General features: G+C 71.5%; 9 protein-coding genes. 3 read left to right on the plus strand and 6 right to left on the minus strand.

From position 1 onward, the window contains the following. Positions 1-139: 139 nt before the first annotated feature. Positions 140-2,761: a bifunctional FO biosynthesis protein CofGH gene (locus ACFYO9_RS22205; protein WP_358774954.1), complete on the plus strand. Its 2,622-nt coding sequence runs from the start codon at positions 140-142 to the stop codon at positions 2,759-2,761. 126 nt (positions 2,762-2,887) lie between these two features. On the opposite strand, the gene ACFYO9_RS22210 is transcribed toward ACFYO9_RS22205, so the two are convergent. Continuing rightward, the gene (locus ACFYO9_RS22210; RefSeq protein WP_358774952.1) at positions 2,888-4,297 is read right to left on the minus strand and encodes an FG-GAP-like repeat-containing protein; all 1,410 of its coding nucleotides are present in this window, start codon (positions 4,295-4,297) and stop codon (positions 2,888-2,890) included. Positions 4,298-4,424: 127 nt separating this feature from the next. Beyond that, positions 4,425-5,855 (minus strand): FG-GAP and VCBS repeat-containing protein, encoded by a 1,431-nt coding sequence (locus ACFYO9_RS22215; protein WP_358774950.1) that lies wholly within the window; start codon positions 5,853-5,855, stop codon positions 4,425-4,427. Between the two features lie 418 nt (positions 5,856-6,273). Here ACFYO9_RS22215 and ACFYO9_RS22220 point away from each other — a divergent pair, with 418 nt between their 5' ends. Continuing rightward, positions 6,274-7,395 carry an ADP-ribosylglycohydrolase family protein gene (locus ACFYO9_RS22220; protein WP_358774948.1) on the plus strand — a complete coding sequence of 374 codons (1,122 nt, stop codon included), beginning with the start codon at positions 6,274-6,276 and terminating at the stop codon, positions 7,393-7,395. A 164-nt stretch (positions 7,396-7,559) separates the two neighbouring features. On the opposite strand, the gene ACFYO9_RS22225 is transcribed toward ACFYO9_RS22220, so the two are convergent. Both ACFYO9_RS22225 and ACFYO9_RS22230 read right to left on the minus strand, forming a co-directional pair. Further along, positions 7,560-9,137 (minus strand): sodium:solute symporter family protein, encoded by a 1,578-nt coding sequence (locus ACFYO9_RS22225; RefSeq protein ID WP_358774946.1) that lies wholly within the window; start codon positions 9,135-9,137, stop codon positions 7,560-7,562. Positions 9,138-9,415: 278 nt separating this feature from the next. Beyond that, the gene (locus ACFYO9_RS22230) at positions 9,416-10,210 is read right to left on the minus strand and encodes an SDR family oxidoreductase (protein ID WP_358774945.1); all 795 of its coding nucleotides are present in this window, start codon (positions 10,208-10,210) and stop codon (positions 9,416-9,418) included. A 90-nt stretch (positions 10,211-10,300) separates the two neighbouring features. Between ACFYO9_RS22230 and ACFYO9_RS22235 the strand changes: the two genes are divergently transcribed. Beyond that, entirely contained in the window at positions 10,301-11,140 is an 840-nt protein-coding gene (locus ACFYO9_RS22235) for a hypothetical protein (protein WP_358774943.1), read from the plus strand. A 140-nt stretch (positions 11,141-11,280) separates the two neighbouring features. On the opposite strand, the gene ACFYO9_RS22240 is transcribed toward ACFYO9_RS22235, so the two are convergent. Both ACFYO9_RS22240 and ACFYO9_RS22245 read right to left on the minus strand, forming a co-directional pair. Then, positions 11,281-11,490, minus strand: a complete 210-nt coding sequence (locus ACFYO9_RS22240) for a DUF397 domain-containing protein (protein ID WP_355807699.1) — start codon at positions 11,488-11,490, stop codon at positions 11,281-11,283. Positions 11,491-11,725: 235 nt separating this feature from the next. Beyond that, entirely contained in the window at positions 11,726-12,583 is an 858-nt protein-coding gene (locus tag ACFYO9_RS22245; protein ID WP_355807697.1) for a helix-turn-helix transcriptional regulator, read from the minus strand. Positions 12,584-12,588: the final 5 nt, after the last annotated feature.

The following is a 12,588-nucleotide window of genomic DNA, read 5'->3' on the forward strand; positions in this document are numbered from 1 at the left end:
CGCGCGGGACGCCGCGGTGATCTGCGGGCACGGCCGGGTGACCTGTAGGCCCGGCCCGGGTGACCCGTGCGTACGAGCAGGTTCGTGCAGGTGGAAGTATCCGTAGGAGGCACGTGTTGTCGCTCGTATGCTCGGAGACATGACCAACAGCGCGCAGCCCCCGGAGGCCGGACGACCCGCAGGACCGCCCGCCGGACCACCCACCGCCAACGCCATGCGGCGCGCGCTCAGAAGGGCGCGGGACGGCGTCGCGCTCGACGTCGCCGAGGCCGCCGTCCTGCTGCAGGCGCGCGGCGCGGACCTCGACGACCTCACGGCGTCCGCGGCGCGGGTGCGCGACGCGGGGCTCGCCGCGGCGGGCCGCCCGGGCGTCATCACGTACTCGAAGAGCGTGTTCATCCCGCTCACCCGGCTCTGCCGTGACAAGTGCCACTACTGCACCTTCGTGACCGTGCCCGGCAAGCTGCGGCGCGAGGGCCACGGCATGTTCATGTCCCCGGACGAGGTCCTCGACGTCGCGCGGCGCGGCGCCGCGATGGGGTGCAAGGAAGCCCTCATCACCCTCGGCGACAAGCCGGAGGACCGCTGGCCCGAGGCCCGCGCGTGGCTGGAGGCCGAGGGGTACGACGACACCCTCGCCTACGTCCGCGCCATCTCCATCCGCATCCTGGAGGAAACCGGGCTGCTCCCGCACCTCAACCCGGGCGTCATGAGCTGGACGGACTTCCAGCGGCTCAAGCCCGTCGCGCCCAGCATGGGCATGATGCTGGAGACGACGGCGACGCGGCTGTGGTCGGAGCCGGGTCAGCCGCACTACGGCTCGCCCGACAAGGAACCGGCCGTGCGGCTGCGGGTGTTGGAGGACGCGGGCCGCTCGTCCGTGCCGTTCACCAGCGGGCTGCTCATCGGCATCGGCGAGACGTACGAGGAGCGGGCCGACGCGCTGTTCGCGCTGCGCCGCGTCGCGCGCTCGTACCACGGCATCCAGGAACTGATCATCCAGAACTTCCGCGCCAAGCGGGACACGGCGATGCGCGGCATGCCCGACGCCGAGATCGACGACCTGGTCGCCACCATCGCCGTCGCCCGGCACATCATGGGCCCGGCCGGCAATCTGCAGGCGCCGCCGAACCTGATCGCCGGCGAGTACGAGCGGCTCATCGGCGCCGGTATCGACGACTGGGGCGGCGTCTCGCCGGTCACCATCGACCACGTCAACCCCGAGAAGCCCTGGCCGAGGCTGGACGAGCTCGCCGAGCGGTCCGCCGCCGCGGGCTTCACACTCGCCGAACGGCTCTGCGTCTACCCGGAGTTCGTCACTCGCGGCGAGCCCTGGCTCGACCCGCGGCTGCTGCCGCACGTGCGCGCGCTCGCCGATCCGGAGACCGGCCTCGCCCGGCCCGACGCCACGGTCGAGGGCCACCCCTGGCAAGAGCCCGACGAGGGGTACGTCGCCGCCTCCGGCCGCACCGACCTGCACCGCACCATCGACACCGAGGGCCGCACCGGCGACCGGCGCGACGACTTCGACGAGGTGTACGGCGACTGGGAGGCGCTGCGCGAGCAGGCCGCGCCCGGCATGGTGCCGTCCCGCATCGACGGCGACGTACGGTCCGCGCTCAAGCAGGCCGCCGACGACCCGACGAAGCTCACCGACGACGAGGCCCTCGCCCTGCTGCACGCCGACGGGCCCGCGCTCGACGCGCTGTGCTCCGTCGCCGACGACATCCGCAAGACGGTCAACGGCGACGACGTCACGTACATCGTCACGCGCAACATCAACTTCACCAACGTCTGTTACACCGGCTGCCGCTTCTGCGCCTTCGCCCAGCGCAGGACCGACGCGGACGCCTACACGCTCTCCCTGGACCAGGTCGCCGACCGGGCCGCGCAGGCCTGGGACGTCGGCGCGGTCGAGGTCTGCATGCAGGGCGGCATCCACCCCGACCTGCCGGGCACCGCGTACTTCGACATCGCCCGCGCGGTGAAGGAGCGGGTGCCGGGCATGCACGTGCACGCCTTCTCGCCGATGGAGGTCGTCAACGGCGCGACCAGGACCGGCCTCTCCATCCGGGAGTGGCTGAGCGCGGCCAAGGAGGCGGGCCTCGGCTCGATCCCGGGGACGGCCGCCGAGATCCTCGACGACGAGGTCCGCTGGATCCTCACCAAGGGCAAGCTGCCGACGGCCACCTGGATCGAGGTGATCAAGACCGCGCACGAGCTGGGCATCCGCTCCAGCTCGACGATGATGTACGGGCACGTGGACCAGCCCCGGCACTGGCTCGGCCACTTCCGCACACTGGCCGCCATCCAGCAGGAGACCGGCGGCTTCACGGAGTTCGTGACGCTCCCCTTCATCCACACCAACGCGCCCGTCTACCTCGCCGGCATCGCCCGGCCGGGGCCGACCACCCGCGACAACCGCGCGGTGACGGCGATGGCGCGCGTCCTGCTGCACCCGCACATCCCCAACATCCAGACCAGCTGGGTGAAGCTGGGCCAGGAGGGCGCCGCGGAGATGCTGCGGTCCGGCGCGAACGACCTCGGCGGCACGCTGATGGAGGAGACCATCTCCCGGATGGCCGGCTCCAGTTACGGCTCGTACCGCTCGGTCGAGGACCTCGTCGCCATCGCGGAGGCGGCGGGCCGCCCGGCGAAACCGCGGACCACGCTGTACGGGGAGGTCCCGCAGGAGCGGCAGCGGGCCGCCGCCGCGTCGGACGGTCATCTGCCGGAGCTGCTGCCGGTCCTTGAGCCCTGAGGCGCGCACACGACGGCGCCCGCGAGCAGGTTCGCTCGCGGGCGCCGACCGGTTCTACGGGTTCTACGGGTTACTCAGGTCCTACGGGTTGCCCGGGTTGTCCGGGTTGCCCGGGTGACGCGGAGGTCAGCCGGTCAGGCCGTCGCCGAAGCGGACGCCGGCCGTCGCCGGGGCGCCGATCGCCGCCGGGCCGAAGGAGTCGATGCCGGTGGTGGTGAGGCCGGCCGCGGAGCCGCGCAGGTGCCAGACCGCTCCGGTGTTCGCGACGTCGCCGTCCTCGTCGGGCGCGGCCACCGTCAGGTCGGCCTTGCCGTCCTTGTTCGGGTCGGAGAGCAGGACGCGGGCGCCGAACTTGTCGCCCTTCTCGGAGGCGCCGGGGACACCGGGCTTGGACTGGTCGAAGGCCTGCGAGCCGGTGCCGGTCAGGCCGGTGCGGGAGCCCTTGAGCAGGACGACGCTGCCGGCGTCGGCGGTGGTCTCGATGTCCTCGCCGGGGACGCCGACGGCCACGTCCGCGAAGCCGTCGCCGTTCACGTCGCTCGCGCTGATCGCGGCGCCGAACTCGTCGCCCGCCTCACCGGCGCCGGGCACGCCCGCGCTGTCCTGGGTGAGCTTCGTGGTGCGGTCCGAGAGGCCGGAGGCCGCGCCGTAGCGGACGATGATCGCGCCCTTCTGGGAGGGCATGTCCTCGAAGTTGTCGCCGATGTCGCGGGTGACGAAGTCGCCGTAGCCGTCGCCGTCGATGTCCGCGATCGCGCCGCCGACGGAGGGCACGAGCTTCTGCGCGGTGGTGGCCACCCCGTCCTTGCCGCCCTTCCAGAGCTGGCTCTTGTACGCCGACTCCTCGAAGCCGTGGCTGGAGACGATGTCGTCGATGCCGTCACCGCTCACGTCGCCCGCGACGAAGTCGCCGGGGCCGAAGGTCTGGCTCGTGACGACCTGCTGGCTGCTCGCGGCCTTGCCGTCCCGCTTGAACGGGCCGTACGCGATGGTCATGCCCGCGTCGTCGTTGTCCATCGGGTCCTCGGGCTCGGGGTACTCGGCCGTGACCAGGTCCCGCTTGCCGTCGCCGTTGAAGTCGCCGGCGATGACGTGCGCGCCGTTCGAGTCCAGCTCGACGCTGCCCGTGCCGGAGAGGCCCTGGGCGGAGCCCCACAGGACGACGGCCTTCTTGCCGCCGTTGACGACGAGGTCGGTGTAGCCGTCGCCGTCGAGGTCGGCGGCGGCCGTCTGGTTGCCGAAGTGGCCGCCGTCGGCCGCGGAGCCGGGGACGCCGGCGGTGGCGCGGCTGATGGTGACGGCGTGCGCCTTGTCCGGGCCGTTGGCCGAGCCGTAGACGATCGAGACGCTGCCCGGGACATCGTTGTCGTAGTTGCCCGGGGCCGCTATGGCGAGGTCGGCGTAACCGTCGTGGTTGAAGTCGGTGATCGGGGCCTTCGGCGGGGTGGGCGCGGCGGAGGCGGTCCCCGCGGTGGCGAGGGCGAGCGGCGCCGTGAGCGAGGCGACGGCCACGGCGGTGATGAGAGAGCGGCGCACTGATCCTCCAGAGAGATCGTGTCGTGTGGTCACGTGGCCGAGGGGCCACGCGACCGACGGTCAAATGGTCGAGTGGTGGTGCGGTGCTGCGGTGGTGCGGTGCTGCGGTTGTGGGGTGGTGCGGTGGTCAGCCGGCGAGCCGGTGACCGAACTTGGCGCCCTTCTCGGGGTCGCCGAGCTTCGCCGGCGCGAGCGTGCCCGCGCCGGTGGTGGTCAGGCCGCCCGTGGAGCCGTAGAGGTTCCACAGGGCGCCCGAGTCGGTGAAGGTGCCGTCCTCGCCGGGGGCCGCGGCGGTCAGGTCCGCGCGGCCGTCCTTGTTCAGGTCGGTGAGGAGCACCTGGCGGCCGAAGTCGTCGCCGGTCTCGGCGACGCCCGGCACTCCGGTGGTGGTCTGGTTGTAGGCGACGGCGCCCTTGCCGGTCATGCCGCCCGCGGCCTTGGACGCGCCCTTGAGCAGGACGACCGCACCGGTGCCGGTGGCCGCGTCGAGGCTCTCGCCGGGCACGCCGACGGCGACCTCGGCCCTGCCGTCGCCGTCCACGTCACCCGCGCTGAGCGAGGCGCCGAACGCGTCGTCGGCCTCACTGGCGCCGGGGACGCCCGCGGTGGCCTGGGTGATGACCTTCTTGCGCGCGTCGGTCGGGCCTGCCGGGCTGCCGTACTGGATCGTGATGCTGCCCGGGTCGGAGTCGATGACCTCGGTGACGCTGCCGATGTCGCGGGTGATCAGGTCGCCGTACCCGTCGCCGTCGACGTCGCCCACCGTGCCGCTGTAGGCCGTGCCGAGCGTGCTGGAGCTGTGGCCGACGCCGCCGCGGCCGCCCTTGAAGAAGCGGGCGTCGTGCGTCATCTCCTCGAAGCCGTGCGTGGTGACGATGTCGTCGACGCCGTCGCCGGTCAGGTCGCCGGTGATGAAGGAGCGGAGTCCGGTGGGCCCGTTGCTCGTGACGACGCTGTCCTTGGACGCGGGCTTGCCGGCGCGGGTGAACGGGCCGTACTGGACGGTCATCCCGGAGACGTCGGGGTCGTCGCTCGGCACGTCGTTGACGACCAGGTCGCGCTTGCCGTCGCCGTTGAAGTCGCCGGTGGCGAACTCGGAGTTCTCGTGGGGCAGGAGGGTGTCCGCGCCGGTCAGTCCGGAGGCGGAGCCCCACAGGACGGTCGCCTTGTTGCCGTTGTCGTCGCCGCCGGTCACGAGCAGGTCGGTGTAGCCGTCGGCGTCGAGGTCGGCGGGGACCGTCTGGTACCCGAAGGCGAACGTGCCCCGCAGCTCGCCGGGGACGCCCTCGGTGGCGCGGCTGATGCGCTGGTGGCGCCCGGTGCCGGGGCCGGAGGCGGTGCCGTACACGATGGAGAGGTAGCCCGCGCCCTCGACGCCGTCGACGGTGCCGTGCGGCGCGCTCAGCGCGAGGTCGGCGAATCCGTCGTGGTTGAAGTCGGTGACCGGGGTGCGGGGCGGCTGGGGGGCCGCGGTCGCGGTACCGGCGGTGACGGAGACGGCGAGAGGTGCGGTCAGCGCGACGACTGCGACGGCGCTGATGAGTGTGCGGCGGGGCACGGGTCCTCCTGTCGGGAACGTCTGTGACGTAGGAGGAGACAGGCGCTCGTGGACGATGGTTGTCTGCACCATGAACTCCGTTACGTGATCCGGACGTTTGACGGGTGACGCCCGCTGTTCACCTCGGGAGCCGGTGGAGTTCGCCGGCGGGCGGTGCGAACTCGGCGGTGTTCGCGCGTACTTCGCGTTCTACGTGGCCGGAGGCCTTCCCGCTCTCCGGAATGGTGGATTCCGTAGCAACTGCGAAGCTCCGGTGAACGTCGTTCAAAAGCCGCCTCACGGGCGACTCTTCGCATTCCACTTGGCGACTGAATCGATCGTTCGCGGTCGATTACAGTGCTGCAAAGTCGCAACCGGTCGAGGCACGTCGAGGACGTCACCGCACGTCGAGGACGTCACTGCACGGAGGGAGGCCCACGTGGGGACCGCAGCAGCCACCGGCGTCTGGGGCCGCGCCGAGCAGCAGGACTTCCGCAGCCGGGTGCGCGGCACCCTCCTCGGCGCCGCGGTCGGCGACGCCCTGGGCGCGCCCGTCGACGGCCTCACCCTCGACGCGATACGCGAGGCCCACGGCGCCGACGGCCTCACCGAGCCGGCCCCGGCGTACGGCAGGCGCGGCGCCGTCACCGCCGCCACCCAGCTCACCCTCTTCACCGTCGACGGGCTCATCCGCGCCCAGGTGCGCCGCGACACCGGCGCCTGGCACCCGCCGACCGATCTGTTCCGCGCCTACCGCCGCTGGGCCGCCACCCAGAGCGACTGGGGCCCCGACGAACGGCGTGCGGAGGACGGCTGGCTGGCCCGCGAGGAGTGGCTGTACGCGCGGCGCGCTCCGGCCCGCGCCTGTCTGCTCGGGCTCGGCAACACGGTCATGGGCACCCTGGACACCCCCAAGAACCCGGACGAGAGCGGCCCCGAGGCGGCCGTCAGGTCCGCGCCCTTCGGGCTGCTCGTCGGCTGGGAGCCGCAGCTCGTGCTGCAGCTCGCCGTCGAGTGTGCCGTCCAGACCCACGGCCACCCCACCGCGTATCTGGCGGCCGGCGCGCACGCCGTGATCGTGCACGGGCTTGCCCGCGGGGAGTCGCTGGACGGGGCGATCCAGCGGTGCCTGGCCCTGCTGGCCGCCCGCCCCGGCCACCGGCCCGTCACCGACGCGCTCCGGCACGCGCTGGGCGCCGTACGGCAGGGGATGCCGACCCCGGCGCGGGTCGAGGAGCTCGACACGGACGAGGGGACGGCGGAGGGCGCGCTGGCCGTCGCCGTGTACTGCACCCTGGTCGGCGAGGACATCCGGCACGGGTTGCGGCTCGCCGTGAACCACGGTGGGGCGTCGGCCGCGTGCGGGGCGTTGTGCGGGGCCCTGCTGGGGGCGTTGCACGGGGAGACCGCGTTGCCGCCGGGGTGGCTCACGGAACTTGAGGGCCGCCCCACGATCCTCGAACTCTCGGACGACTTCGCCATGGAAATGACCCAGGGCCCCGCACTGCACGGCCCCGCCCTCGCCTCCCCGGGTTGGCTGACCCGCTACCCCCGGGGATAACGCCCTGCGGGGCCCGTTAGGGGTCGCGGCCGGCCGGAGTGCCCCGTTAGGGGCGCGGGGAACTGCGCGCTCAGCCCACGAAGAGCCGCAGACGCGTCTGCCGAGTTCCCCGCAGACGCGTCTGCGGCTTTCCTTTTGGTTGCTCGCGCAGTTCCCCGCGCCCCTTACGGGGCGTCCTTCGACGGCGACGGCGCCACGTCGTCCCAAGGCTCCGCAGGAGTGGGCACAACGGCTCCCCCAGAGCCGTCGCCATCCGTGTTGATCCGCTCGATGAGCGCATCCCGCTCCGGCGTGTCCTCGGGCTTCACGTAGCCGATGACGACGAAGAGGACGAGCGAGACCGCCAGCGGGATCGACACCTGGTACTGGAGGGCGACCCCGCCCGCGACCGCGTCGTCGATGGGGTAGTTGACCAGGTAGAAGGCGAAGAGCCCGAGCGCCCAGCTGGTCAGCGCCGCCGTCGGCCCGGACTTGCGGAACGTGCGCAGCAGACCCAGCATCATCGGGATCGCGATCGGCCCCATCAGCCCGGCGACCCACTTGATGACGACCGTGATGATGTCCTTGAACGTGGGGGAGTCCACCTGCGTGGCGACCGCCATGGAGAGCCCCAGGAAGATCACCGTGGTGAGGCGGGCCGCGAGCAGCCCCCCGCGTTCGTCCCAGCCCCGGGCCCGCGCGGACATCGCGGGCGCCACGTCCCGGGTGAAGACGGCCGCGATGGCGTTGGCGTCGGAGGAGCACATGGCCATGGTGTGCGAGAAGAAGCCGACGACGACCAGGCCCAACAGGCCGTGCGGCAGCAGCTGTTCGGTCATCAGGGCGTACGCGTCCGAGCCGTCCGGCTTCTTCGCGTCGACGAGCAGCGGCGACATCCACATGGGGAAGAAGAGGACGACCGGCCAGATGAGCCACAGCGCCGCGGAGAGCTTCGCGGAGCGCGCGGCCTCCTTGGCGTTGGCGGTCGCCATGTACCGCTGCGCCTGGTTGAGCATGCCGCCGTTGTACTCGAAGAGCTTGATGAAGAGGAACGCGAGCAGGAAGACCGTGCCGTACGGGCCGACCAGCGGCTTGCCGTGGCCCGCGAGCGCCGGCTCGTCCCACACGCCGAAGAAGCCGCCGTGCGGCCCGAGCTTGCCGACGACCGCCACGAACATGGCGACACCGGCGAGGAGTTGGATGACGAACTGGCCGAGCTCGGTCAGCGCGTCGGCCCACAGCCCGCCGATGGTGCAGTAGAACGCCGTGATCACGCCGGTGACGAGGATGCCCTGGTTGAGGGAGACGCCGGTGAAGACCGACAACAGGGTGGCGATCGCCGCCCACTTGGCGCCCACGTCCACGATCTTGAGCAGCATGCCGGACCAGGCGAGCGCCTGCTGGGTCTGCAGGTTGTAGCGGTTCTTCAGATACTCGAGCGGCGAGGCGACGTGCAGCCGTGAGCGCAGCCGGTTGATGCGGGGGGCGAAGAGGCGCGCGCCGATGGCGATGCCGAGCGCGATGGGGAAGGACCAGGTGACGAAGGACGTCACGCCGTAGGTGTAGGCGATGCCCGCGTACCCGGTGAACATCACCGCGCTGTAGCCGGACATGTGGTGCGAGATGCCGGAGAGCCACCAGGGCATCTTGCCGCCGGCGGTGAAGAAGTCGGAGACGTTGTCGACCCGCTTGTGGGACCACAGGCCGATCGCGACCATCACGCCGAAGTAGCCGATGAGCACGGCCCAGTCGAGACTGTTCATATGGCCCTCCAGGGGTCCGCCCGGTGAACGGGCCGGTGGGGACGAGAGCGGCCCAGAAGTGCCCGCTCATCGTGGGTTCGGGCGCGGTGCGCCGACAACCGTCCGCAAGGTCAAGAGCAAGTAAATTCGTTCGCTTTACTGACCTTCGTTCACATACATAGTCGCCATCTTGGCGGTCCAGGGCAACAAAAAAGCGCCCCGTAAGGGGCGCGGGGAACGGCGCGCTCAGCCACGCACAACCCGCAGCCGAACACGAACCGCCCCATCACAGCGAAGCGTTACCGCATGATCTCCCCCGCGTTGACCAGCAGCGACTGCCCCGTGATCGACCGCGCCCGGTCCGAAGCGAGGAACACCACCGCGTCCGCCACGTCCCCGTCCGTGGCCAGATCGGGCAGGGCCATGCGCGCCGCGAGGCGGTCCCGCACCGCGTCCTCCGGTACGCCCTCGGTGTGCGCGGTAAACTGGACGTACGCCTCGACCGGCGGGCCCCACATCCAGCCCGGCAGCACGGTGTTGACCCGGATCCGGTCCGGGCCGAGCTCCTGCGCCAGCGCGTACATCGCCGAGGTCAGCGCCCCCTTCGACGCCCCGTACGCCGCCTGGCGCACCTGCGAGGGCGCCGCGATCGCCGACTGCGTCCCGATGAACACCACCGAACCGCCGGTGCGCTCCCTGAGTGCGGGCAGGCAGGCCCGCGTCATGCGCAGGGTGCCGAGGAGGTTGACGTTGACGACCTGCTCCCAGGTGGCGAAGTCCGCGTCCTCCAGGCCGCCGAAGTAGCTGTCCCACGCGGCGACATGGACCACCGCGTCGATCCCGCCGAAGCGCCGGCCTGCCAGCTCCACGAGGGCCTCGCACTGCCGCTCGTCGGTGATGTCGGTGGCCCGGAAGGTGGTGCGGGTGCCCTCGGGGTCGATCTCGGCGGCGGTCTTGGCGAGGTTCGCCTCCGTGCGCGCCCCGAGCACGGCGTTCCCGCCGTCGCGCACCACGGCCGCCGCGACCTGATGGCCGAGCCCGGCGCCGACGCCCGAGACGACGACGGTCTTTCCCTGAAGGAGCGACGACGGCATGGAGCGCCTCCCGGCTCTGGCAGTTTTGCTGACGGGGCGTCAGAGTATGGGCGACCACCGGAGGAAGGAAGAGGGAGGCAGGAGCCGAGCATGAGCGAGGACACCCGCAGCGACGTCTACGCTGAGCTGGCCGCCGTCGGTCCCTACGGCGTCCACCCCGGGCACGCCCTGATCACCATGGTCGAACCGCACCCGGGCCACGAGTACGCGTACAACCGCTGGTACGAGGACGACCACTACTACGCCGGCGCGATGGCCATGCCCTGGATGTACGCGGGGCGCCGCTGGGTCGCCACGCGCGAACTCCAGCTCCTGCGCGCCCCGGAGAAGTCCGCCGTCGCCGAGCCGGTCACCGCTGGGTGCTACCTCTCCACGTACTGGGTGACGCGAGGGCGCTACGACGACCACATGAAGTGGACCGTCGGCATCAACCGGCGGCTCAACCGCGACGGCCGCGTCTACCGCGACCGCACCCACGTCTTCACCGCCTTCCAGGACCACGAGGCGACCGTCTACCGTGACGGCGCGGCGGGCCCGCGCGACTTCCACGCGCTCGACCACCCGTATCGGGGCCTGGTCCTTGAGGTCATCGACGCCGAAGGGCCCGAGCAGCGCGCCCAGTTGCTGGAGTGGCTGGTGGCCCGGCACTTGCCGCAGGCGCTCGCGGGGTCGCCCGCCGCCATGGTCACGCTGTTCCGTCCGACGCCGCTGCCGGGGGACCGGATGACGTACGTGAAGCAGGTCGAGGGCGTGGACACCCGCCTGACGCTGCTCTGGTTCCTGCCGGAGGACCCGCGGGAGTGCTGGGAGGCGCACTTCGCCGGGCGCGGGGAGGCGGTGGCGGAGTCGGGGCTCGGGCGGGTGGAGCTGGTGGCGCCGTTCATTCCGACCGTGCCGGGGACGGACACGTACGTCGATCAGCTGCGCTGACGTCCCCGGGGCGAGGGGGCAGGAGTGGCGGATGGTGGGCGGGGGGCAGGGCCGAGCCCCCTCGGCCGGGACGGCGGGCCAGTCGAGAGGGCTCATACGGTGGTGCCTGTGCGGTTGTTCCTTCGGGATTCGTGGCAGTCTCACGCGAGGTCGGCAGCCCCCTTGCTCACCTCGCCGACGAACGCGTTCCACGACGCGGCGGGGAAGGCGAGGACCGGGCCCTCGGCCACCTTCGAGTCGCGCACGGAAATGCCCTGCGCGAGGGGCGACTTGACCTCGACGCACGCGCCGTTGCCGGTGGAGTACGAGGACTTGACCCACGTGTGCGAGGCACCCTGCTGAATTGCCATGTTCTGCTCCGGTCTTTCCAGTCGACGAGTAGCTGACACCGCATCGCTGCGGCTCGCGCCAACGCTCTTGCTCGATGGCGTGAATGACGCTACTCGCCAACATCGCGACGTGAAGGGGTCGTTCACTCGACCGGATGGCATATACCAGGGGGGTCTTCCGCCCCGACGCGGCGAGGGTGTACCGTGCGGCGCTTTCACTCGGTGACCCCGGAAATCCCCGGAATTCCCCCGTGCCTCAGCGGGCGTAGTCCTTCGAGATCTCGGAGATGAGCTGGCGGGACTGCTCCACGTTCAACGCCTGGGCCCGCAGATGCTCGTACATGACGCTGTACTGCTGGACGTCGTTCGCCTTCTCCAGGTACAGGTCGCTGGTGACGCCCTCGATGTAGACCACGCTGGAGTCGGCGGCGTCGGGGAACTCCAGGATCGCGTACTGACCGTTGAGGCCGGGGTGCGCGCCCATCTCGAAGGGGATCACCTGGACGGTCACGTGCGGCAGTTGGGACTGCTCTACGAGGTGCTCCAGCTGGTCGCGCATGAGGTGCCGGGAGCCGACGACGCGGCGCAGCGCCGACTCGTCGAGCACGGTCCACAGCCGCAGCGGGTTGTCCGGCGCCGCGATGCGGTCCTGCCGGCGCATGCGCACCTGGACGCGCTTCTCGATGTCGGTCGGCGTGGTCTCCGGGAGGGCGCCGGTGACCAGCGCCTCCGCGTACGCGCGGGTCTGCAGCAGGCCGGGCACGACCTGCGGGTCGTACACGCGCAGCGACGCCGCGTCGGTCTCCAGGCCGATGTACACGCTGTAGGGGATGTCGCCGAAGGAGTGCCACCAGCCCTGCTGGCGGGAGTCCTTGGCCATCTGCATCAGGGAGTCGACGACGCGGTGGTCCTCGACCTCGTAGACACCGCACAGGTCGCGGACGTCGCGCTGGCTGATGGAGCGGCGGCCGTTCTCGAGGCGGCTGATCTTCGACTGTGAGACGAGCAGCCGCTCGGCGACCTCCTCGGCCGTCATGCCCTTGAGCTCGCGGAGCCGACGGAGCTCCTGGCCCAACCGGCGTCGCCTGACAGTGGGATTGACATTGGACGCCACGGGAC

Source organism: Streptomyces sp. NPDC005863, assembly GCF_042871345.1.
In the GTDB taxonomy this organism is placed as follows: Bacteria; Actinomycetota; Actinomycetes; order Streptomycetales; family Streptomycetaceae; genus Streptomyces.